21 protein-coding genes are annotated in these 21,361 nt (G+C 57.4%); 17 read left to right on the plus strand and 4 right to left on the minus strand.

All coding sequences use genetic code 11. The features are described 5' to 3' along the window. The first annotated feature begins 91 nt into the window (after nucleotides 1–91). Nucleotides 92–1,291: an MFS transporter gene (locus J2125_RS20655; RefSeq protein WP_017801789.1), complete on the plus strand. Its 1,200-nt coding sequence runs from the start codon at nucleotides 92–94 to the stop codon at nucleotides 1,289–1,291. Nucleotides 1,292–1,338: 47 nt separating this feature from the next. On the opposite strand, the gene J2125_RS20660 is transcribed toward J2125_RS20655, so the two are convergent. The 3 genes from J2125_RS20660 to J2125_RS20670 all read right to left on the minus strand — a co-directional run bounded on the left by J2125_RS20660 (nucleotide 1,339) and on the right by J2125_RS20670 (nucleotide 5,076). Further along, the gene (locus J2125_RS20660; protein ID WP_017801790.1) at nucleotides 1,339–2,436 is read right to left on the minus strand and encodes a glycerol dehydrogenase; all 1,098 of its coding nucleotides are present in this window, start codon (nucleotides 2,434–2,436) and stop codon (nucleotides 1,339–1,341) included. A gap of 284 nt (nucleotides 2,437–2,720) precedes the next feature. Then, entirely contained in the window at nucleotides 2,721–4,118 is a 1,398-nt protein-coding gene (locus J2125_RS20665; RefSeq protein WP_017801791.1) for an amidohydrolase family protein, read from the minus strand. A gap of 103 nt (nucleotides 4,119–4,221) precedes the next feature. Then, nucleotides 4,222–5,076 (minus strand): LysR family transcriptional regulator, encoded by an 855-nt coding sequence (locus J2125_RS20670; RefSeq protein ID WP_017801792.1) that lies wholly within the window; start codon nucleotides 5,074–5,076, stop codon nucleotides 4,222–4,224. A gap of 156 nt (nucleotides 5,077–5,232) precedes the next feature. On the opposite strand from J2125_RS20670, the gene J2125_RS20675 reads away from it, so the two are divergent. Next, nucleotides 5,233–6,105 (plus strand): lipid kinase, encoded by an 873-nt coding sequence (locus tag J2125_RS20675; RefSeq protein WP_017801793.1) that lies wholly within the window; start codon nucleotides 5,233–5,235, stop codon nucleotides 6,103–6,105. On the opposite strand, the gene J2125_RS20680 is transcribed toward J2125_RS20675, so the two are convergent. Continuing rightward, a complete protein-coding gene (locus tag J2125_RS20680) occupies nucleotides 6,102–6,941 on the minus strand; it encodes an AraC family transcriptional regulator (protein WP_017801794.1) in 840 nt (279 codons plus the stop codon). The genes J2125_RS20675 and J2125_RS20680 overlap by 4 nt on opposite strands. A 185-nt stretch (nucleotides 6,942–7,126) precedes the next feature. Here J2125_RS20680 and J2125_RS20685 point away from each other — a divergent pair, with 185 nt between their 5' ends. The 15 genes from J2125_RS20685 to J2125_RS20755 all read left to right on the plus strand — a co-directional run bounded on the left by J2125_RS20685 (nucleotide 7,127) and on the right by J2125_RS20755 (nucleotide 21,359). Then, a complete protein-coding gene (locus J2125_RS20685; protein ID WP_026111792.1) occupies nucleotides 7,127–7,558 on the plus strand; it encodes a MarR family winged helix-turn-helix transcriptional regulator in 432 nt (143 codons plus the stop codon). 55 nt (nucleotides 7,559–7,613) lie between these two features. Further along, entirely contained in the window at nucleotides 7,614–9,245 is a 1,632-nt protein-coding gene (locus J2125_RS20690; RefSeq protein WP_244987341.1) for an MFS transporter, read from the plus strand. Beyond that, nucleotides 9,245–10,333 (plus strand): HlyD family secretion protein, encoded by a 1,089-nt coding sequence (locus tag J2125_RS20695; RefSeq protein ID WP_017801797.1) that lies wholly within the window; start codon nucleotides 9,245–9,247, stop codon nucleotides 10,331–10,333. Before J2125_RS20690 ends, J2125_RS20695 begins: the two co-directional genes overlap by 1 nt. Then, nucleotides 10,333–11,712 carry an efflux transporter outer membrane subunit gene (locus J2125_RS20700; RefSeq protein WP_017801798.1) on the plus strand — a complete coding sequence of 460 codons (1,380 nt, stop codon included), beginning with the start codon at nucleotides 10,333–10,335 and terminating at the stop codon, nucleotides 11,710–11,712. Before J2125_RS20695 ends, J2125_RS20700 begins: the two co-directional genes overlap by 1 nt. Nucleotides 11,713–12,003: 291 nt before the next feature. Beyond that, nucleotides 12,004–13,569 carry an MFS transporter gene (locus tag J2125_RS20705; RefSeq protein WP_017801799.1) on the plus strand — a complete coding sequence of 522 codons (1,566 nt, stop codon included), beginning with the start codon at nucleotides 12,004–12,006 and terminating at the stop codon, nucleotides 13,567–13,569. Then, nucleotides 13,550–14,584 (plus strand): 3-dehydro-L-gulonate 2-dehydrogenase, encoded by a 1,035-nt coding sequence (gene yiaK, locus J2125_RS20710; protein WP_026111793.1) that lies wholly within the window; start codon nucleotides 13,550–13,552, stop codon nucleotides 14,582–14,584. Before J2125_RS20705 ends, yiaK begins: the two co-directional genes overlap by 20 nt. Before the next feature lie 133 nt (nucleotides 14,585–14,717). Further along, nucleotides 14,718–15,113, plus strand: coding sequence for a hypothetical protein (locus J2125_RS20715; RefSeq protein WP_017801801.1), 396 nt, complete (start codon nucleotides 14,718–14,720; stop codon nucleotides 15,111–15,113). A gap of 229 nt (nucleotides 15,114–15,342) precedes the next feature. After that, a complete protein-coding gene (locus J2125_RS20720; protein WP_017801802.1) occupies nucleotides 15,343–16,071 on the plus strand; it encodes a beta-ketoacyl synthase chain length factor in 729 nt (242 codons plus the stop codon). Next, nucleotides 16,064–16,861 carry a lysophospholipid acyltransferase family protein gene (locus J2125_RS25210; protein ID WP_026111794.1) on the plus strand — a complete coding sequence of 266 codons (798 nt, stop codon included), beginning with the start codon at nucleotides 16,064–16,066 and terminating at the stop codon, nucleotides 16,859–16,861. The genes J2125_RS20720 and J2125_RS25210 overlap by 8 nt, the downstream gene beginning before the upstream one ends. After that, complete coding sequence (locus tag J2125_RS25215) at nucleotides 16,861–17,148, plus strand: phosphopantetheine-binding protein (RefSeq protein WP_267144585.1); 288 nt, start codon at nucleotides 16,861–16,863, stop codon at nucleotides 17,146–17,148. Before J2125_RS25210 ends, J2125_RS25215 begins: the two co-directional genes overlap by 1 nt. Before the next feature lie 24 nt (nucleotides 17,149–17,172). Next, nucleotides 17,173–17,421 (plus strand): acyl carrier protein, encoded by a 249-nt coding sequence (locus J2125_RS20735; RefSeq protein ID WP_017801805.1) that lies wholly within the window; start codon nucleotides 17,173–17,175, stop codon nucleotides 17,419–17,421. Nucleotides 17,422–17,439: 18 nt separating this feature from the next. Continuing rightward, nucleotides 17,440–17,988 carry a COG4648 family protein gene (locus J2125_RS20740; protein ID WP_017801806.1) on the plus strand — a complete coding sequence of 183 codons (549 nt, stop codon included), beginning with the start codon at nucleotides 17,440–17,442 and terminating at the stop codon, nucleotides 17,986–17,988. Between the two features lie 2 nt (nucleotides 17,989–17,990). After that, nucleotides 17,991–19,334 (plus strand): AMP-binding protein, encoded by a 1,344-nt coding sequence (locus tag J2125_RS20745; protein ID WP_017801807.1) that lies wholly within the window; start codon nucleotides 17,991–17,993, stop codon nucleotides 19,332–19,334. Next, on the plus strand, nucleotides 19,321–19,668 hold the full coding sequence (locus J2125_RS20750) for a 3-hydroxyacyl-ACP dehydratase FabZ family protein (RefSeq protein ID WP_017801808.1): 348 nt from the start codon (nucleotides 19,321–19,323) through the stop codon (nucleotides 19,666–19,668). The genes J2125_RS20745 and J2125_RS20750 overlap by 14 nt, the downstream gene beginning before the upstream one ends. Further along, nucleotides 19,662–21,359, plus strand: coding sequence for a glycosyltransferase family 2 protein (locus J2125_RS20755; RefSeq protein WP_017801809.1), 1,698 nt, complete (start codon nucleotides 19,662–19,664; stop codon nucleotides 21,357–21,359). The genes J2125_RS20750 and J2125_RS20755 overlap by 7 nt, the downstream gene beginning before the upstream one ends. The last annotated feature ends 2 nt before the right edge of the window (nucleotides 21,360–21,361 follow it).

Raw genomic sequence — 21,361 nt, forward strand, 5'->3', positions numbered from 1 at the left:
AGGCGGTTTTTTTACGTCTGAAATCCACCACCACCTGCATTTTCACCCACATCAGACGCAGAGCTGATGTTGTTATCTATCTGGAAGGGATATGTCTTTAATTTCGCGTCATTCAACAAAGCAACAGCGTCGGGTCGAGCTGGCATTAGCCGTCGGTGGATTTGGCCTCGGCACCGGTGAATTCGCCAGTATGGGCGTATTGCCCGATGTGGCGCATACCCTGTCGATCACCATTCCGGTCGCCGGCTATACCATCAGCAGCTATGCCTTAGGTGTGGTGGTTGGCGCACCGGTGATTGCCGTACTATCGGCCAGTCTGAACCGTAAGGTATTGCTGTTACTGCTGATGGCGCTGTTTACCGCTGGCAGTCTGGCCAGTGCATTCAGCCAGGGGTTCAGTTCACTGATGGTGGCGCGCTTTATCAGCGGTCTGCCGCACGGCGCCTTTTTCGGCGTCGCTTCCGTGGTTGCCGCCTCAATGGCCGGTGTCGGTCAGCGCGCCAAAGCGGTGGGGCGGGTGATGATGGGGCTGACTATTTCGACGCTGCTCGGTTCGCCGCTGGCGACCTGGCTGGGGCAGCTGGCGGGCTGGCGCAGCACGTATCTGCTGATTGGCGTCTGTGGCCTGGTGACCATTGTGTTGCTGCTGCTGTGGATGCCGGGACAAAAACAGGCTCAGGTGTCAAATCCGCTGGCGGAACTGGGCGCGCTGAAAAAGAAACAGGTGTGGCTGGCGCTGGGTATTGCAGCCGTCGGCACCGGCGGGCTGTTCTCGGTGTTTAGTTATATCGCGCCAACTATGACGCAGCTGACCGGTATTCCGCAGGCGGGCGTGCCTTTTGTGATGGGCATATTTGGTGTCGGCATGATCCTTGGCAATATCGTTGGTTCACGGATGACCGATAAATCGGTGATGAACACTATCGCCTGGTCGCTCGGTTGGGTGATGGTGATGCAGCTGGCCTTCTTCTTTTTCGCTGATATTGCGTGGATCGCCGTGCCGCTGGTATTAGCGATTGGCGGCAGTTTTGCGCTGGTTCCGGCGTTGCAAACCCGACTGATGGATGTGGCCGATGATGCCCAGACGCTGGCGGCTTCGCTTAACCACTCGGCGCTGAATCTGGCGAATGCGCTGGGTGCATGGCTGGGAGGAATGAGTGTGGCGCTGGGCTTCGGCTGGTCTTCCACCGGGATGGTCGGTTTTATTCTGGCGGTGGCCGGTTTTGGCCTGTTCTTCTGGTCAAAATCGCTGGACAGCGCGCGCAGCCCGGCCCCACTGGCGGATAGCTGAGCAAAAAAAATGCTGGCGTGAGGGCGCCAGCATTGTGTGGTTGCGACTTACTTAATAGTTTTGCTGAACGCATCAACACCGATCAGTGCGCTGGCGACCTGTTCCGCACTCAGAGACGAGTCGAGATTCTTCAGCGTATCGCCATCACTGTTCGCCAGTGCGCCGATTTTGACCAGATTTTCCCATGGCTCTTTATCGAGATGCATTTCCGCCAGCGTCGTCGGCATGCCGATGCTGCGGTAGAAACGGATATATTGCTCGATTTCCTCATCCGGACGCTGCTCCAGCACCATTTGCGTCAGGGTGCCGTAGGTCACTTTCTCACCGTGGGTCAGATGATGAATATCGCCACTGATGGCGGTAAAGCCGTTGTGAATCGCATGCGCACCTGCCAGACCGCCATTCTCAAAGCCGAGTCCCGATAACAGGGTATTGGCTTCCACCACCGCTTCCACTGCAGGGGTCACGCGTTTTTGCTGCACTGCCTGATAAGCGCTAAAGCCCCAGGTCAGCAGTGTCTCTTCGCAGGCGCGGGCAATCGCCATCCCGGCGATGGTCGGAGTGCCGCTGACCATTGATAAACTGTGGGTGCGTAACACCGCCTGCGCTTCCACATATGTCGCGAGGCCATCAGCAATACCGGAAGCAAACAGACGGGCCGGAGCCTGCGCGCATACCCAGGTGTCAACCAGCACTAAATCAGGATTTTTATCGTAGAAACGATAGCTTTCAAACACCCCTTCATCGGTGTAGATCACCGACAGCGCGCTACAAGGCGCATCAGTAGAGGCGGTAGTTGGCACGATAATCACCGGCACTTTTAGCTCATCGGCAACCGCTTTAACCGTATCCAGCGTTTTACCGCCGCCGAGGCCGACCACCATATCGGCGCCCAGGCTGCGCGCCGCTTCGGTCAGACGTACAATTTCATTGCGTGACGCTTCGCCATTAAACGCCTGATAGTTAAACGCCACTGCGGCGTCCTTCAGTGAGCGGCCAGCCGTCTCACCAACGATTTTCCAGACAATATCATCGGCGATCAGTAACGCCTGTTTGCCGCTGGTTTGAATATATTTACCCAGTTCACTGAGAACGCCAGCACCCTGAACATATTTTCCCGGTGACGAAAAAATGAATCTGCTCATAAGCTTAGTCCTTATTTGTTGGATGGATTTAATAATCATATTAATTAATTGTTAGCTAATTAATTACATCAAAAGCTTATGCGCTAAAAGAACGCATCATGCGGTTAACGTGCTGTATGTGTTTTTTGTGATCCAAGTCACTTTTTGTTCAGTGTGGCGTGTAATTATGCGATTTTTTATGATTTGAAAACAACGGGATATGTTAATGCTTTGTTATGAGTGGTGGTCGGGCCAGTAATGCGGGGGCAGGACATCACCCGTTGCGGGTGATGACCTGTATCAGATCAGACGGATTTGACGCTGCCAGATACCAGTTTTCCCTGATGGAAGGTGGCTTTTACCGGTGAGACCCGTGCTACAGCTTCCGCTGAGCAGCTGGCTTCGACCAGCATCATTTCTGCCGGATCATCAACGGCTGGCCACTGCCGCTGGCCCTGATGATTCAGTGGCAGGATATCGCCGGTGGCAATCGCCAGCGAACGGGTCAGGCCAAATTCGTCGGAATTACCATACAGCTGGGCATACAGCGAGGCTTTATCCAGCATGCTGCCGCTGCCAAACGGCGACCAGTGATCGATAACGCTGTCGGTGCCGGTCACTACCCGCACGCCTTGCGCGCTAAGCTGTGGCAACGGCATGGTCAGTTTTCCCAGCGGCACCGTCGAGGCAACCGTAAACTGCTGCTCAGCCAGACCGGCAATCACCGTATCCAGTTCATTACCGCTTAAGGTCGCCAGCGCAAAGCCGTGGCTCAGGGTGACTTTGCCTTTGAGCGCCGGATTCTCTTTCACCGTCCGGATCATATAGTTAATTGCCGCCACCCCGGCCGGTGTGGTTTCATGCAGATGAATATCAACGCCTTTATCGTTGTCGAGTGCAATGCGGAACATCGCATCAAGGGAGTTCTCCATTGCGCCATCGACATTGGTCGGATCCAGCCCACCGACAAACTGCACGCCCATCTGCATCGCTTCGCGCATCAGGCCATCCACTTTTGAATGCAGCAAGCCGTGCTGCGGGAAGGCGACAATTTCACAGCTAAAGTCCTGCTGATGCTTTTCCAGCGCCAGTTGCAGATGTTCGAGACTTTTCAGACCACTAACCGGGTCAATATTGCAGTGACTGCGTGCGACCGTGGTGCCGCGGGACTGCAACAGCGCGATAATCGCTTCGGCGCGCGCCACCGAGGTGGGCAGCAGTTGCGGGATCAGCTGCTGTTCACGCGCAATCATATCCATAATGGTTTTGCCTTTGCGCGGACGCGGCGCCTGCCAGGCGCCGCCATAAAAGGTCTTATCAAGATGAATATGCATATCGCGCGTGGCGGGCAGCAGCAGTAATCCCTGCGCGTCAAAAGTCGGCAGGGCGGAATTGCTGGCGGTTGACGCCGGTTGCAGCGCGATGATTTTACCGTGATGAATTTCGAGGTGATACAGTCCGGTACGCGTGGCAATCACCGTGTCGCCTTCGCGTTCGAAGCCCTCCTCCAGACGCACATTAATCAACCGGTAATGCGTGGCGTTTAACGCCTTTACGCTGGCAGCGCTGTCGGCGCATGCAGCTGTAACCGGTGTGGTGGTGGCTGCTGCGCTTATACCACTGGCCAGCATCGCGCTGCCAGCGGTGACCAGTGCGCTTTTAGTAAGAAAGTTGCGGCGACTCTGTTGTTGAGGGGTTTGCACATCGATTTCCTTTAAACTGACCAACGGAAGAGGTTTCACCATAAAAGAAGTGACGGCGAATGGCTGTGATATTTCCCACTGGCTGGCAGTGGCAAACGCACTGCTAACTCAGCTGGCAGAATTGCCGCAGTTTTTCCGCCAGCGCCAGCTGTGCCGCAGAGGCGTTATCACGATAAAACAGCGCCAGCTCAAAATTATCACTTGGCGGCAATCCGTGCTCCACGCCCAGTACCCGGTGTTGCGGCAGGCGGCAGCTGGCGGGCAGCAGCGTCACCCCTAATCCTGCGGCACTGGCGGCCACCAGCGCCGCCAGGCTGGCGCTGCTGTAACTGATGCGCCAGCGGCGGTCAATCGCATCCAGCGCCTGACATAATTCATCGCGGTATAAGCCATTAAGCGGAAACAGCACCAGTGGCACCGGGGTCTGTTCAAAGGTGGGCCAGGCCGCGCTGTCCAGCCACAGCAGCGGCTCGCTGCGTGCGGCCTTCGGTTTATCGCCTCTGGCCTGTTTTATCAGAATAATATCCAGCTCTTCGCGCTGCCAGGCGTGGCGCAGTTCATTGCTCAGGCCACTGGAGACATCGAGCCGCAGCTGTGGATGGCTGCGGCTGAATTCCGCCAGCAGGGCGGTGGTGGGTGCGGCAAAATCCTCCGGCATTCCCAGCCTGACAACGCCGTCGCGCCAGATATCGGTTAACGCATCATGGGCTTCGCCATTCAGCGCAATAATGCGCCTGGCGTAGCCCAGCAGTTTTTCACCTTCTTCCGTCAGCTGCACCTGATGGGAGGATCGTTCCAGCAGCGCTTTGCCCAGCATCTCCTCCAGACGGCGTACCTGCTGACTGACCGTTGACTGTGAGAGAAATACCCGTTCGGCGGCGCGGGTAAAACTGCCGCTCTCACAGACGGCGACAAAACTCAGTAATTGCTGCGGGCTGAACATCGGATAGCGATTCATTTTTCCACTGCTGAAGGAAACAATATTCAATTATGCAATAGTAGCCATCACCATCTTGCTGGCAAGCACTTATCGTAACGTAATGAATTGTCAGGCAGCTTGAGCGCCACGGGCGGGCGGGGTCTAATGGCGGTTTTGTAACAAAGGTAACCAATTATGTCGCGTCGCGCATTGCTGTTAATTAATCGAAATGCCCGCAATGGCGCCGATTCCGCCGCGCTGGCGATTGATGCATTGCGCCGTCATGATATTGCGGTTATTGAACCCGATGCCGGATTATCGCTTCATGATGCGGTACATGCCTGCGCTGATCGGGTGGACTGCGTGATTGTCGGCGGGGGCGATGGTTCACTGAATAGCGTGGCCGGAGCGCTAATCGCCACCGGTTTGCCGCTGGGGATTTTGCCGCTTGGCACCGCCAACGATCTGGCGCGCACCCTGAATATCCCGAAAGATCTGACGCGGGCGGCGGCAGTGATTGCTGCCGGTGAACGGCGTCCTGTCGATGTCGGTATGGTCAATGACCGGCCTTTCTTCAACGTCGCCAGTATTGGTTTTTCCGCCGCGCTGGCGAAAAGCCTTACCGCTGAATCTAAAAAACGCTGGGGCGTGCTGGGCTATGCCTTTGCCGCCAGTAAACTGTTCCGGCAAAGCCGCCCGTTCAGCGTGCAGATTGAGCATGATGGCGTCTGCGAAACGGTGAAAACTATTCAGATTTCGGTTGGCAATGGCCGCTATTACGGCGGTGGTATGACTGTGGAGCAGAGTGCCGCGCCGGATGATGGTCAGCTGGATGTCTACAGCCTTGAACTGGATCACTGGTGGGAGATGCTGGCGCTGGCGCCCTGGCTGCGACGTGGCACCCATGGCAAATGGCGTAAGGTGCGGGCGTTTCCCGCTACCGCCTTAACCATTACCACCCGCCGTCCGCACGATATTAATGCCGACGGTGAGATTGTCGGCAAAACCCCGGCGCACTTCTCGGTTCGTCAGCATGCGGTACAGGTGTTTGCCCCGATAACGCGCTAAAGGCTGGTGCTGCAGTGGCGCTGATAGTGTGCCGGGGTTAACTGATAAGCGCGTTTAAACCAGCGTCCGAGGTGGCTTTGATCGGCAAAGCCCAGCCGCGCCGCCACCGCGACCGGCGCGATGCCGCTGGCCAGCAGGCGACGCGCCTCGGTCAGGCGCAGCTGAATCAGCCAGGCGTGCGGCGGCAGGCCATATCTGGCCTGAAATTCGCGCGACAGACGAAAACGATCGACGCCTAATGCGGCGGCCATCTCGCTCAGACCAATATTTTCCGTAAAGCAGCTGTGCAGATAGTCGCGTGCCTGCTGCGCCAGCAGGCTGTCGGCAGGGGAGGCGCTGCGGGCTTGCTGCCAGTGATGATGACGGGTCAGTGCGGCAAACAGATCCTGCAGCGCCGCTTCTTTAACCATTTTCGGCTCATTATCCTGCAATGCCTGATAAGCATCAAAAGTGGCGTGCGCCAGTTGTGTATCCTGGGTCAGCGTGGCGGCGAAATTCAGTTCGAAATGCTGCGGCAGATGGCTGTAGAGATCGCCCAGCTGTTGCTGCATCAGCGCCGGATCGATATACAGCATGCGGTAGGTAAAGCCGCGGTCATCAATGGCATCGCCATCGTGCAGTTCACCGGGCTCCAGCAAAAATACATTGCCCGGGCGACTCTGATGTTTCTGCCGCCGCGAGTGAAACTGCTGTACGCCCTGTTCGGTAACCCCCACCAGATAGCTGTCATGCCAGTGCGGATCGTAGGCGTGGCCGGTAAAGTGGGCGCGTATCGCTTCAATCTGCGTGTCACTGTCACGGGAGATTTGCACCCAGCTCTGCGCTGCCTGTTTCATCTGTCACTCCTCTCCCGGTTAAACGATGCTTAAGGGTATAGCGGCTATACTCTGCCAGGCAAGCAGAGAAATATGCAACGTTTTGCACAAAAATAGTGGGGATATGCTCTTCCCAGTGGCTTTTGGCGTTGCGTATAATCAGCGCCATTAATTAGTTAGAACTCTAATCATCAGGCCTCTACATTTTGGATTCTCAGCATCGCAACTTCTCCCGTCTGCTTCATCTTACTGCCCATCAGTGGCGGCTGGCGATCGATCGAAGGTTAAAAGATAACGGCCTCGGTATGAGCAGCTGGCTGGCGGTGGCCACTATTGCCAGTGAAGCGGAACCGATGACGCAGAAGGCGCTGGCGCAGGTGCTGGGCCTCGAAGATGCCAGCGTGGTGCCGCTGATTGATCGGCTGGTCAGGCAACAGCTGGTGCAGCGCATCCAGCCCGCGGAAGATCGGCGTAAGCGCCTGCTGCTGGTGACGGATCAGGGCATGGAGCTGTTTCGCAAAGTGAAAATTGAGGCCGATGCCCTGCGCAGCGAGCTGCTGGCTGATATCGACCAGCAGGAACTGGTGATCACCGAACGAGTGTTGCAGCAGCTATTAACCGCAACCGGAGCAAGCTGAAGTGGCGAAGAACAGTCCTTACGTGGTGCGTGAATGGCAGCCCCATGAAAAACCGATGCTGCCGGGTTCACCGTCAACGCCGCTGCATCCAGGGCATAAGCGCATCGCTTTTGGCCTGATTGGTCTGCTGATTTCGATTACCGGCGCACTGAGTAATGCGCTGGTCACTGCCAATCTGACCAATCTGCAGGGCACCTTTGGCGCTTACTCTAATGAGATCGCCTGGTTACCGGCGGTGTATGTGATGGGCAATATCTCCATTAACTTACTGCTGGTGAAGTTTCGTCAGCAGTTTGGCCTGCGCATTTTTACCGAAGCCTTTCTGGTGCTGTACGTGCTGGTGGCGTTCTTCCATCTGTTTGCCAACGATCTCAGCTCAGCGATTATCGTGCGCGCCGCGCACGGCATGGTCGGCGCCGCGCTCAGTTCGCTGGGGATCTACTATCAAATCCAGGCGTGGCCGGCGAAGCATCGGCTGAAAGCGCTGACCATCGGCATCTGCGCCTCGCAGCTGGCGATCCCGCTGGCGCGACTGTTCTCCACCGAATTACTGCAACTGGATGAGTGGCGCGGCCTCTATCTGTTTGAGCTGGGTCTGGCGCTGATTGCGCTGGGCTGCGTCTTTCTGCTGAAACTGCCGCCCGGCGACCGCAATAAAGTGTTTGAGAAAACTGATTTTCTCACCTTTATTTTGCTGGCGCCCGGTATGGCGCTGATTTGCGGCGTGCTGTCGCTGGGGCGGATTGAATGGTGGCTGGAAACGCCGTGGCTGGGGATCTGCCTGGCGCTGGCGCTGGTGCTGATCGTTGCTGCGGTACTGGTGGAACATAACCGCACCAATCCGCTGATCAATACCCGCTGGCTGGGGAGTGGGGCGATTGTGCGCCTCGGCATTGTGATGATTATGATGCGTATTGTGCTGGCGGAGCAGAATACAGGCGCTATCGGTTTTCTCCAGCAGATCGGCCTGCAGAATGACCAGATGCGCGGACTGGCGCTGGTAATTATCGCCGGGGTGATCGTCGGCATTATTGCCAGCGCGCTGACGATCAAACCGGGACATCTCAGCTGGCCGATTGTCACCTCGCTGCTGATTATGATGATTGCCTCGCTGATGGATGCGAATTCCAATCCGCTGACGCGCGCGGACAATATGTATCTCAGCCAGTTTCTGCTCGGCTTTAGCAGCGCTTTCTTCCTTGCGCCAGCGATGTTGCTGGGGGTCGGCAGCGTGGTGACGCAACCGAAAAACCTGGTGAGCTTTGTGGTGCTGTTTGGCATGAGCCAGAACCTCGGCGGCTTGATTGGCTCGGCGATCCTTGGCACTTTCCAGACATGGCGCGAAAAATATCACTCCAGCCTGCTGGGCGATCAGCTGTCGCTGCTGGATCCCAACGTCACCGAACGCCTTAGCCAGTACAGCGCGTTGTACAACAGTCTGCTCGGGGATGGCATCCTGCGCAATGCCGAGGGCGTGGTGCAGTTGCAGACGGTCGCCACCCTGCAGGCCAATGTACTGGCGTATAACGATACCTATTTACTGACCGCCGCGATGGCGCTCTGCACTCTGATGTGGGTGCTGTGGCGCTTAACTCGTCTGCGTTATCTCAACTGGCGCCAGGCGCAGCGTGACGCGCAGGCCGCACAACTTACCCCCGCCATAACTGATTCAGGCACGGAGAAATAATGAGTCAACAGGAACACGCGCAAGCCTCTGAACGTGAGAGAAATAATAAGCTGCGCATTTTGTCGATTGCTGTCGGCAGTGGTATCGCCATTGTTGGTGTACTGGTGATTTTATACGCCTGGCAGTTATGGCCGTTTACCAGCAGCGCGCAGAGCACCGAAAATGCCTATGTACGCGGGCAGATCACCTTTATCAGCCCACAGGTCAGCGGCTATATCACGGCGGTGGATGTGCTGGATTTCCAGCCGGTGCATAAAGGCGATGTGCTGATGACCATTGATGACCGCATCTATCAGCAGCGCGTGCATCAGGCGCAGGCGCAGCTGGAGATGAAAAAAGCCGCGCTGGCGAATAATCTGCAACAGCGTCGCAGCGCCGAGGCGGTGATTGCGCGTAATCAGGCGGCGCTGACCAATGCTAAAGCGCAGGCGGTCAAAAGCGCTCTGGATCTGAAGCGGGTGGAAAATCTGGTGGCGGACGGTTCGCTGTCAGTGCGCGAGCGCGATGCTTCACGCGCCAGCCACAGCCAGACCGATGCCGATGTGCAGCAGGCGAAAGCCACCCTTGACGTTTCGCATCAGGATCTGCAGACGGTGATCGTTAATCGCGCCGCAATGGAAGCCGATGTCGCCAGTGCGCAGGCGGCGCTGGAACTGGCGCAAATCGATCTGGATAACACCCGGATTATCGCGCCGCGCGACGGTCAGCTGGGACAGATTTCGGTACGTCAGGGCGCGTATGTGACCGCCGGTACGCGTCTTACCTCGCTGGTGCCGGAGCAGATGTGGGTGATCGCCAATATGAAAGAGACGCAGATGGCGCGCGTCAGGCCGGGCCTGCCGGTAACCTTTAGCGTCGATGCGCTGGACGGTGAGCGCTTTAGCGGTGAAGTGGAGTATATCTCACCGGCGGCGGGTTCAGAGTTCAGCGCTATCGCCGCCGATAATGCCACCGGCAACTTTGTCAAAATCGCCCAGCGTATTCCGGTACGTATCAAAATCACCAGTGAAAACTCGGCGCATCTGCGGCCGGGGATGTCGGTGGAACTGACCATCGATACCGCTGCAGCTGATAAGGAGAAGCCGTAATGCGCTGGCAACCGGTGCTGCTGGCGTTGCTGATCCCGCTGACGCTGACGGCCTGCTCAACCGAAGTAAGCAAAGCGCCAGCGTCGCTGTTGATTCCGCCACAGTGGCGCAATCAGGTGGGGCCAGCTTCGCCGCTGGAGGCGCACTGGTGGCGCGCCTTTGGCGATCCGCAGATGAACAGCCTGGTGGAGCAGGCGCTGCGTAATAACCCGGATATTCTTACCGCGCGCTCGCGTGTCGATCAATATCGGGCGCAGCTGCGCGCGACGCAGGGGGATAATTTCCCGACGCTGGACGCCGGGGTCAACGTCAGCCGTGCGCGCACCCTTTCTTCGGTCACTGGTCAGCCGATTCAGAGCACCACTTTCCAGGGGGTGTTGCAGGCTAACTATGAGGTCGATATCTGGGGCGCACGCAGCAGCAGCATCGGTGCGGCGCAGTACTCGCTGGCGGCCCAGCAGGCGGCGGCTTCGGCGGCGGAGCTGACGGTGGCCAGTTCGGTCGCTTCCGGTTACCTGACGCTCTGTGCGCTGGATGAGCAGCTGCGCGTCACCGAATCGACGCTGGCCACGCGTGAAAACTCATTGAATCTGGCAAAGCGCCAGTATGAGACCGGTTATACCTCGCGGCTGGAGTGGGTGCAGGCGGCATCGGAATATCAGACCGCGAAAGCGCAGATCCCGCAGCTGCAGCATCAAATCAGCGAGCAGGAGAATGCGCTGAGTATTCTGGTGGGGATGAATCCGCGGGAGATTGCGCGGGCGTCGGGCTTTAACCAGATTAAGCCGCAGCCATTGCCGACGGTATTGCCATCGGAACTGTTACAGCGGCGGCCGGATATCGTGCAGGCTCAGCGCCAGCTGCTGGCCGCCGATAAGACACTGCAATCGTCGCAGGCTCAGCTGCTGCCATCACTGAATCTGACCTCCACCGGTACGCTGCAAAGCTCGGTGCTGCATCAGCTGGTGGATAATCCGTTCCGCTTGTGGAGCGTCGGTGGCAGTGTACTGGCGCCGCTGCTGAACCGCGAAGCCCTGACGGCGCAGGTGGATGTGTCGATGGCTGAGCGCAACCAGGCGTTGTATAACTACGAAAAAGTGGTGCGCAGCGCATTCAGTGAAGTGAACAATGATGTCGACGCTATTCAGCGTACGCAGCAGCAGCTGACGGAGCTGGAGAAGCAGCAGGAGATTGTCAGCGAAGCGCTGCGCATTGCGCGTAATCGTTATCAGAATGGTTATGCTTCCTATCTTGATGAGCTGGATGCGCAGCGCACGCTGTTCAGTACCCAGCTGAGTGTGGTGCAGCTGAAAAACAGCCTGTTGCTGGCGCAGATTGATCTTTATCGCGCGCTGGGCGGTGGCTGGAATCAGCAGTAAATGATCGGCAGGAGGGGCGTGCGTGTTTTGTAGGGGCGGCGTTCTCGCCGCTCGTGCCGAAGGTTTGCAATGAGCCCGCCATTTGAACGGGAGCCGAAAACGGCTCCCAAAAGACAGACTTTTCTTTATCGTTAACCCGTTTGCATCACACTTCTCACCTCTTATATTGTTCAAAATGTGATCGCTGCTGATAAAGACGCCAGCAGAACTTGTATGGTAGTAACCCGATAGCTAGTTTTTTCCTGTACCCATAAAAATGTCGCCATTGAGCGGCGTAACTACGAGGTTGCCATGATTAATCGTGCGCAGGAAAAGCCCATCGGGCTGAAAAATATGTTGGCGTATGGCGGCGGGGACGTATTCGGTGGCGGCAGTTTTGCCGTTCTCGGTCTCTGGTTAATGTTCTTTTATACCACTTACGGCGGCTTAAGCCCTGCCGAAGCGGGCGCGGTCATCGCCGTTGCCCGTCTGCTGGATGCGTTTTTCGATCCACTGATGGGCTACGTTACCGATAATTTCTATCGTACCCGACTCGGTCAGCGCTTTGGCCGTCGCGGCTTCTTCTTTTTGCTCGGCGCCCCACTGGTGTTTATCAGCTATGTGGTGATGTGGATCAGCGATATGGGCTTCGGCTATTACCTCGCCACCTATATCCTGTTTTATGCTGCCTATACGTTGGTGATCGTCCCCTACGAAACGCTGGCGGCGGAAATGACCCATGATTTCCGCGTGCGTTCAAAGCTTACCGGTGTGCGGATGTTCTTCTCAATGGGCGCCGGGATCCTTGCCGCCTGGCTGCCGGGGGCGATTATTGCACTGCTGGGTGAGGACTCTTCAGCCTCCTTCCTGTATATGGGCATTATCTTTGCCACGCTGTTCGCCATTGTGATTGTCTGCCTCTATCTCTGGACCTGGGAACGGCCGATCGTGCTGGAACGCAAGCCGCAGCCGGTGGCGTTTAAACGCGATATGGCGGCGCTGTTCCGCTCACTGTTATCGACCTTTAAAGTGCGTACCTTCCGTCAGCATGTCGGCATGTATCTCGGCGCCTATGTGGCGCTTGATGTGCTGGGCGCGGTGCTGGCGTATTACATTATTTTTGTGCTGGGCCACAGCACTGTTGATGCCGCCAATGGCATGACTTTTATGTCGGTGGTGCAGTTCTTCTGTATTGCCGCATGGATCCCGCTCTCGATCCGCATTGGCAACGGGGCGGCGTACAAACTGGCCCAGTTCTTTATGCTGGCGAGTGTGGCGCTGTTTATTAGTATCTATGCCTTTGAACTGCCATCTGCGCTGTGGCTGGTGTGGCTGGCGGCACTGATTATGGGCATGGGGCGCTCTGGCACGCAGTATGTCTGCTGGAATATCTACAGCTTTATACCTGACGTTGATGAAATGCTGACCGGCGAACGGCGTGAAGGGATCTTTGCCGGGGTGATGACCTTTGTGCGCAAGGCGGTACAGGCGGTGGCGTTGTTTATCGTCGGTATGGTGTTGCAGGCTTATGGCTTTGCCGGAAAAGGGGCGGCGGTACAGCCTCCCGAAGCGGTACATGGCATCGCGCTGGTGTTTGCTGTCGGCGCGGTGGTTTTCCTCAGTATCGGCGTGTTCAGCTCACTGAAATTCAGCCTCAATCGTCATAATCATGCGCTGTTAATTGGCGAGATCCAGCGCCGTAAACAGGGCGGCGGCGCGGCGGCAGTTACGCCGGAAGCGCAGGCGGTGGCGGAGAAACTGACTGGCTGGCCTTATCAGCAGCTGTGGGGAAATAACGATATTATGCGCACCATCAACCCGATGCGACGCACACCTGACATTCAACGGGAGATCAAACATGACGCGAATAGCCTTTGAGCAGATGAAATTCACCATTGAGCAAGCCTTGCTAAAGGCCGGTATGGCGGCGGAGCAGGCGGCAATCTGCGCGCAGGTGCATACCGAATCCAGTTGTGACGGGATTTACTCACACGGGCTGAACCGCGTGGCACGTTTTGTCGATTATCTGCAAAAAGGGTGGGTTAACGCCGATGCCTGTGCGCAGCAGGTGAAAGCGTTGTCGGTGATGGAGATCTGGGACGGTCAGCAGGGTCCTGGCATTATTAACGGATTGCTGGCGGTGGATCGCGCAATGGCGCTGGCGAAACAGCACGGCATAGGTCTGGTGGCGATGCGTAACAGCAGCCACTGGATGCGAGGCGGAACTTACGGCTGGCGCGCCGCGCAGCAGGGCATGGCAGCAATCTGCTGGACCAATACCGAAGCCTGTATGCCCGCCTGGGGCGGTAAAGATGCGCGTATCGGCAACAATCCGTTTGTGATGGCGGTGCCGGGCAAGCCAGGACCGATGGTGCTGGATATGGCGATGTCGCAATACTCATATGGCAAGCTGGAAGTGACACGGCTGAAAGGCGAGCAGCTGCCGTATGCCGGAGGTTTCGATCAGCAGGGGAACCTTACCAGCGATCCGGGGCCGATTGAAGCGTCGAAACGTATTTTACCCACCGGTTACTGGAAAGGGTCTGGCTTTGCCATTCTGCTTGATGCGATGGCTGCGCTGTTATCAGCTGGTAACGCTACGCCGCAGATTGACAAAGTCGGACGCGGCAGCTGCACCGGCGCCAGCCAGATCTTTATGGTGTTCGATCCTGAGCAACTGGGCGGTGGTGATTTTACCGAGCGGATGACGCAGAGCATCGGCGATTATGTTAACAGTTCCGAACCTGCGGAAGGGGTGTCGACGGTCACCTGGCCCGGTCAGCGCCAGCGCACCACGCGGGAAGAAAATTTGCGCCTCGGTATTCCGGTCGATGATAACGTCTGGCAGCAGGTGCAACACCTGGCGAATAACCCGGCAGTTAACCGCAATTAACCGATTCTGTTGGCGCGAGGTTTACTCTTTTAGCGCCAACAGAACCTGCAATGGGCTTCACATTTCTTTACATTTAATGCTATTATCCCCGCGCTTTATTGACCATAAATGTTGAATAATTCTCAGGGAAATTATGAATAAGCATCATTTTTTTGCCATCGTCGTAGCGCTCGCTACGCTGAGCGGCTGTGCCTCGCGTACTGCACCAGTACAGAATGTTGAACGCACTATCAATACCAGCGCCCAATACAGCCCGGAGCAGGTTAAGACTGCGATTCTCGAAGCAGGCCTGGCCCGTAAATGGCTGATGACCCCGGCGGGTCCGGGCGTGATTAATGGCCGTTACGCGCAGCGTAATTTCTCCGCGGATATTCGCGTGAATTACAGTGCGACCAGTTACAGCATTAATTATGTCAGCAGCCAGAACCTGAAAGCCGGTGGCGGCCAGATTCATCGCAATTATAATAACTGGGTAAATAACCTCGATCAGGACATCCAGCTTCGCCTCTCCGCGCAGGCCCTGAAATAACCCTGATGGTCAGGTTTACTGGCTTAAACCTGACAATCATCAGTTAATAAGTTATTTCCGTTAAAGATTTTCGTATTACAGTCGACAACCGCTAATAACCCTGCGCATTTGCTGCGGCGATGGAGTGTGGGAATTATCGCAAATGCGGTTAAATCTTATCGCATTCAGGTGGGCGCGGCGTCATGCTGGGCTATGCGGCAATCAGTAATGTCTGAAGAAGAACCAGGTTATGAATCTGCTTTACAATCTAATCGACTGGCAGGCCAGCGCGCCCGGTTTGTCGACCGCTGCTGACTGGCTCAGCTGGGCGCAGCGCGAGGCGGCGCTGGATGCTGACCAGCCGCTGGCTAAATGCAGCCAGCTGCCGATGATGACTGCGCGTCGTCTGAGCAGCGGCAGCCGCGCGGCGGTTGATTGTGGTCTGGCGCTGCTGCGCCGTCAGCAGATTGATGCCATTGTGTTTACCAGCCGTCACGGCGAGCTGGAGCGTAATCTGCGTATTCTCAACGCGCTCGCTGCCCGACAGAGTCTGTCACCCACCGATTTCGCCATGTCAGTGCATAATTCGGCGGTCGGCAGCCTGACCATTGCCGCCGCTGCGCCGGTGGTCTCGACCTCGCTGGCCGCGGGTGTGGATACCTTCCAGCAGGGGCTGGTGGAAGTGACGGCGCTGCATGCCGCCGGTTATCAGCAGGTGCTGCTGGTCGATTTTGATGGCCCGGTGCCGGAACCTTATCAACCCTGGCTGAGCGGTGAAACGCTGCATATCCCTTATGCGGTGGCGCTGGTGCTGGCCAGCGGTGAACAGCTGCGCTGCAGGTCACAACCGGCGGCGTGCGCCACGGAAAGCCACTGGCCGCAGAGCCTGCAATTTCTGCACGCCTGGCAGGCGCAGCAGCGCCGCTTTACGATTGGCGGCGGGCGTATTAACTGGCTGTGGGAGCGCAATGATGTCTGACTCGCTGTTGCGTATGCCGCACACTTCACGGTTTAACTATCTCTGGCGTCTGCTGGTGACCGCCTGCAGCTTTACGCTGTTTAGCGTCGGTGGTCTGCTGCTGTCGCTGATCTGGTTTAACCTGCTGCTGCTGGTGCAGCGCGACGGCGATCGCCGCCGTCAGCTGGCGCGCAAAAGCATCTCTTTCAGCTTCCGCTGCTTCCTGCGCTTTTGCCGCGCAATGGGCGTCTACGACTACCATATTGAAGGGGCGGAGATACTGCGTGCCGATCGCGGCTGTCTGGTGGTCGCTAACCACCCTTCATTAATCGATTATGTGCTGATTGCTTCGGTGATGCCGGAGGTTAACTGCCTGGTCAAAGCCGAGCTGCAACACAATATCTTTTTCCGTGGCGTGATCCGTGCGGCTGATTATCTGATTAACAGCCAGGCCGCTACCCTGTTGCCGGAAAGCCGTCGCTGCTTACAGCGCGGTGATGCGCTGCTGATTTTCCCGGAAGGCACGCGTACGCGCTACGGCGAACCCTTACAACTGCAACGCGGCGCGGCCAATATCGCGGTGCGTTGCGGCTGTGACCTGCGCATTGTGCATATTACCTGCACGCAACGTATGCTGGATAAGCAGAGCCGCTGGTACCAGATCCCGGCGGAAAAACCGGTGTTTACGGTGAGTGTAAAAACACGGATCGACAGTCAACAATTTATGGCGCAGGACGAGGACGCGCAGCCGCTGGCGGCACGTCGTTTAACACGTCATTTGCAGCAAGCTTTAACACCAGAACAGTCTTAGTGACGTGGAAAGAACGTATGAAACAACTCATCCTCGAAATTAAACAGATGATTATTGATACGCTGAATCTTGAAGATATCAGCAGCGATGACATCGAAAGCGATGCCCCGTTATTTGGTGACGGACTGGGCCTCGATTCAATTGATGCACTCGAATTAGGCCTGGCGGTGAAAAATCGCTACGGTGTGGTGCTTTCCGCCGAAAGTGAAGCGATGCGTCAGCATTTCTACTCTGTTGCCTCGCTGGCGGCTTTTATTGCTGCCCAGCGCACAGCGCAGAGCGCCTGATAATCTACCCGACGAGTGTGATTTATGAATAAGCAAGAAATCTATCAGGAAGTGAGCGGACTGCTGGTCTCCCTGTTTGAAGTGGAGGCTGATGATATTCAGCCTGAGTCGCGCCTGTATGAAGATCTGGAGCTGGACAGCATTGATGCGGTCGATATGGTGGTCCATCTGCAAAAGCGTATTGGCCGCAAAATTAAGCCGGAAACGTTTAAGACGGTGCGCACCGTGCAGGATGTGGTAGACGCTGTTGATCAGCTGATCCGCGAAGGTTAAGCACCCGCGCCCGCCGTGATGCGAATTCTGTGGTGGCTGATAACCCTTGGCTGGCCGTTTCTGGTCTGGCTGGCGATCACCCATCCGCAGCTGCACTGGCTGATACCGCTGCTGGCGCTGCTGTTCCTGCTGCGCTTGCTGGGATTGCGGCGCAGCGGCGGGGCGTTTTCCCGCGCTGCTCAGCTGCTGGCGCTGGCAGGGGTAGCCTTATGCCTCGCCAGTTATCTGCTGCGCAGCCATCAGCTGTTGCTGTGGTATCCGGTGGCGGTCAGCGCGGTGATGCTGCTGCTGTTTGGCGGCTCGCTGTTCAGTGCGATGCCGATGGTTGAACGGCTGGCGCGGATTCGTGAGCCACAGCTGCCACCGCCCGCCATTCGCTGGACGCGCCGGGTGACGCAAATCTGGTGTCTGTTTTTTATCTTTAACGGTAGCGTGGCTACCGCCACCTGCCTGGCGGGTAATCTGCACTGGTGGACATTGTGGAATGGAATCATCAGCTATCTGCTGATGGGATTATTGATGGCGGGCGAGTGGTTGCTGCGTCAACGGATAAGAAGGCAAGCCTGAGTATGCAACGCGCTTTAGCCATCGCTGACTGGCTCAACCCGTCACGCGCGGATTATATCGTCTCCTGCTGCGGCGGTCAGCCGATGTCGCTGTCGGTGCTGCGCCAGCAGGTGCAGGCGCTGTGCAGTGCATTGCGTGGACGCAGTGAGCAGCGCTGGGCGCTCTGTTTTGAAGACAGCTATCTGTTTACCGCCGGGTTGCTGGCGGCGCTGCATGCCGGTAAAACGGTGATTATTCCCGGTCACTGCCGTCCGTCGCTGTTGCAGGAGCAGTCGGAGAGTTTTGATGGCGTGCTGAGCGATCTCGATCTCTCCGTTGCCTGTGCGCAATTACAGGTTGAAGCGCCGCAGCAGGGCGACTGGCCGCCGCTGCCCGCGATCAAAGCCGATGCCGAAGTGGTGCTGTTTACGTCCGGTTCCACCGGTAAGCCGCGTCAGGTGCACAAACCGCTGGCCTGCCTCGACCATGAAGCGCAGTGGCTGGCTGCGCTGTGGGGGGAACGCTTACAGGGCTGCTGGCTGCTGGCGTCGGTCACTCATCAGCATATGTACGGTCTGGCGTTCCGCATTATTCTGCCGATGGCGCTTGGCCTGCCGTTTGCCAGCACGCTGGTTCTGTACAGCGAACAGCTGACGGCGCAGCCCGTTGATCGCCATTACGCTTTTATCAGCAGTCCGGCATTTTTACGCCGCCTCGATTTTTCCCTTACGCCACCCAGCTGCAAACTGATTGTTTCCGCCGGCGGAGCGCTGCCTGCGGAAGCTGCCGATGGCGCAGGCAGCTGGTTTGGTCAGGTGATTGATGAGATCTATGGCAGCACCGAAACCGGCGTCCTGGCCTGGCGCTCGCGGCGTGACGCTGCGCCGTCGTGGCATCCGTTTAACGGCGTGCGTTTCAGCCGTGATGCGCAGCAGCGCTGGCACGCCTGTTCGGCGCTGATCCCGCAGCGCGAAGGGCTGATGCTGGATGATAAGCTGGCGTTCGATGCAGACGGCAACTTTCAGCTGTGCGGTCGTCATGATCGGGTGGTGAAAATTGAAGATAAGCGCATCTCGCTCAGTGATATTGAGCGACGCCTGCTGGCGATCCCTGAAATCACCGATGCGGTGGCGTTGCAGGTTGCGCGTCATGGCCGCAGCGCGATCGGGGTGGTGCTGGTGCTGGCGGGGGAGCCGGATGCCGCGCAGCTGACGCAGTTAAAACGTCAGTGGAAACAGGAGTTACAGCGCTGGCTGGAACCGGTAGCGATGCCGCGTTTCTGGCGGGTGGTTAAGGTGATTCCGCATAACAGCCAGAGCAAACGTGCCTGGCCACAAATACAGGAGCTGTTTTATGCTGCCGGTTGAACTGTCATCCAGCCAGCAAGCGGCACAAGCCGAGTTATTGCTGCGTGTGGATGCCGATCTGTTCTGGTTCCGCGGCCATTTCCCGCAGCAGCCTTTGCTGCCGGGGGTCGCGCAACTCGACTGGGTGATGCACTACGGCACGCTGCTGCTGGCCAGCGGCAAACAGTTCTCTTCGATTGAGAACATCAAATTTCAGCAGCCGGTGCTGCCCGACAGCACACTGAAACTGGTGCTGACGTGGAATGCGCTGAAGAATCAGCTGAGTTTCCGCTATCTGCTACAGCAGGGGGAAAGCGAATCGGTGGCCAGCAGCGGGAAGATTAACCTGTGTTAGGCGGCGATTTTAAACCCTGCGTGGTGATCCCCTGTTATAACCATGGCGCCACCATGGCGGCGGTGCTGGCCCGGTTAGCGCCCTTTGCGTTGCCGGTGTTTATCGTCGATGACGGCAGCGATGCCGCGACGCAAAATCAGCTTAACGCGCTGGTTTGTGACGGTGTCACGCTGCTGCGGCTGGATAATAATCGCGGCAAAGGCGCGGCGGTATTCCACGGTTTACAGGCGGCGCAGCAGCAGGGTTACAGCCATGCCTTGCAGCTGGATGCCGATGGGCAGCATCAGATTGAAGATGCGCCGCAGATGCTGGCGGAAGCGCGCAATTATCCTGATTGTCTGATCTCCGGGCAGCCGGTCTATGACGATTCCGTGCCGAAAGCGCGTCTGTATGGCCGCTACATCACGCATTTCTGGGTCTGGATTGAGACGCTGTCGCTGTCGCTGAAAGACAGCATGTGTGGCTTCCGCGTCTATCCGCTGACGCCAACGCTGGCGCTGATGCGGCAGCGCGCCATCGGCCAGCGGATGGATTTCGATACGGAGATTATGGTGCGCCTCTGCTGGGCGGGTACGCCGAGCCGTTTTCTGCCGACGCGCGTTACCTATCCGCAGGATGGCATCTCGCACTTTGACGCACTGCATGACAATTTACGTATCTCATGGATGCATACCCGGCTGTTTTTCGGCATGTTGCCGCGCATCCCGTCGCTGCTGCGACGTAAGCGGCAGACGACGCACTGGGCGGGCGTCAGCGAACGCAAGGGGCTGATGGGCATGCGTATTATGCTGGCGGTCTATCGCCTGGCTGGTCGCGGCCTGTTTACCCTGCTGTTGTGGCCGGTAACTGCCGTTTACTGGCTGAGCGGACGCCAGCAACGCCAGGCTTCGCAGCAGTGGATTAGCCGGATTAAACAGTATGCCCGTCAGCAGCAGGTGCCGTTGCCGCGACCGCTGAACAGCTATCACCATTTTTTGCGTTTCGGCGACGCGATGCTGGATAAAATCGCCAGCTGGCGCGGCGATTTGCGCTGGGGCAGGGAGATTGATTTCGCCCCGGGAGCCGAGGCAGCGATTAATGCCGCTCAGCCCGGTGGACGGCTGATTCTGGCTTCGCATCTCGGCGATATCGAAGCCTGCCGCGCACTGGCGCAGCAGGTCAGCGGTCTGGTGATTAATGCGCTGGTATTTACCGATAATGCGCAACGATTCCGTCAGCTTACCGAAGAGCTGGCGCCGCAGGCTGGCGTCAATCTGATTCCGGTCAGCGATATCGGCCCGGAAACCGCGATGATGCTGCACGATAAATTGCAGGCCGGTGAGTGGGTAGCGATTGTTGGCGATCGCACCGCGGTTAACCGCCAGCGCGGCGGCGTGCGGCGGGTGATCTGGAGCGATTTTCTTGGCCGACCGGCGCCGTTTCCGCAGGGGCCGTTTGTGCTGGCTGCCGCTCTGCGCTGCCCGGTATTACTGATGTTTGCTCTGAAACAGCAGGGCAAACTGCGCATTTACTGCGAATCTTTTGCCGATCCGCTGCTGTTGCCGCGCGCCACGCGCCAGCAGGCATTGCAGCAGACCGTCGACCGCTATGCCGAACGGCTGGCGCATCACGCGCTGATTTCGCCGCTCGACTGGTTTAATTTTTTCGATTTCTGGACGCTGCCCGCAGCGGAGCCGGAGAACAAGGAGTAAGC

The organism is Winslowiella toletana (assembly GCF_017875465.1).
Lineage (GTDB): Bacteria > Pseudomonadota > Gammaproteobacteria > Enterobacterales > Enterobacteriaceae > Erwinia > Erwinia toletana.

Excerpts from the sequence above, each read along its gene's own strand:
- J2125_RS20655 (WP_017801789.1), top strand. The coding sequence starts at position 92 with ATGTCTTTAATTTCGCGTCATTCAACAAAGCAACAGCGTCGGGTCGAG.
- J2125_RS20660 (WP_017801790.1), bottom strand. The coding sequence starts at position 2,436 with ATGAGCAGATTCATTTTTTCGTCACCGGGAAAATATGTTCAGGGTGCT.
- J2125_RS20670 (WP_017801792.1), bottom strand. The coding sequence starts at position 5,076 with ATGAATCGCTATCCGATGTTCAGCCCGCAGCAATTACTGAGTTTTGTC.
- J2125_RS20675 (WP_017801793.1), top strand. The coding sequence starts at position 5,233 with ATGTCGCGTCGCGCATTGCTGTTAATTAATCGAAATGCCCGCAATGGC.
- J2125_RS20680 (WP_017801794.1), bottom strand. The coding sequence starts at position 6,941 with ATGAAACAGGCAGCGCAGAGCTGGGTGCAAATCTCCCGTGACAGTGAC.
- J2125_RS20690 (WP_244987341.1), top strand. The coding sequence starts at position 7,614 with ATGCTGCCGGGTTCACCGTCAACGCCGCTGCATCCAGGGCATAAGCGC.
- J2125_RS20695 (WP_017801797.1), top strand. The coding sequence starts at position 9,245 with ATGAGTCAACAGGAACACGCGCAAGCCTCTGAACGTGAGAGAAATAAT.
- J2125_RS20700 (WP_017801798.1), top strand. The coding sequence starts at position 10,333 with ATGCGCTGGCAACCGGTGCTGCTGGCGTTGCTGATCCCGCTGACGCTG.
- J2125_RS20705 (WP_017801799.1), top strand. The coding sequence starts at position 12,004 with ATGATTAATCGTGCGCAGGAAAAGCCCATCGGGCTGAAAAATATGTTG.
- yiaK (WP_026111793.1), top strand. The coding sequence starts at position 13,550 with ATGACGCGAATAGCCTTTGAGCAGATGAAATTCACCATTGAGCAAGCC.
- J2125_RS20715 (WP_017801801.1), top strand. The coding sequence starts at position 14,718 with ATGAATAAGCATCATTTTTTTGCCATCGTCGTAGCGCTCGCTACGCTG.
- J2125_RS20720 (WP_017801802.1), top strand. The coding sequence starts at position 15,343 with ATGAATCTGCTTTACAATCTAATCGACTGGCAGGCCAGCGCGCCCGGT.
- J2125_RS25210 (WP_026111794.1), top strand. The coding sequence starts at position 16,064 with ATGTCTGACTCGCTGTTGCGTATGCCGCACACTTCACGGTTTAACTAT.
- J2125_RS20735 (WP_017801805.1), top strand. The coding sequence starts at position 17,173 with ATGAATAAGCAAGAAATCTATCAGGAAGTGAGCGGACTGCTGGTCTCC.
- J2125_RS20740 (WP_017801806.1), top strand. The coding sequence starts at position 17,440 with ATGCGAATTCTGTGGTGGCTGATAACCCTTGGCTGGCCGTTTCTGGTC.
- J2125_RS20745 (WP_017801807.1), top strand. The coding sequence starts at position 17,991 with ATGCAACGCGCTTTAGCCATCGCTGACTGGCTCAACCCGTCACGCGCG.
- J2125_RS20750 (WP_017801808.1), top strand. The coding sequence starts at position 19,321 with ATGCTGCCGGTTGAACTGTCATCCAGCCAGCAAGCGGCACAAGCCGAG.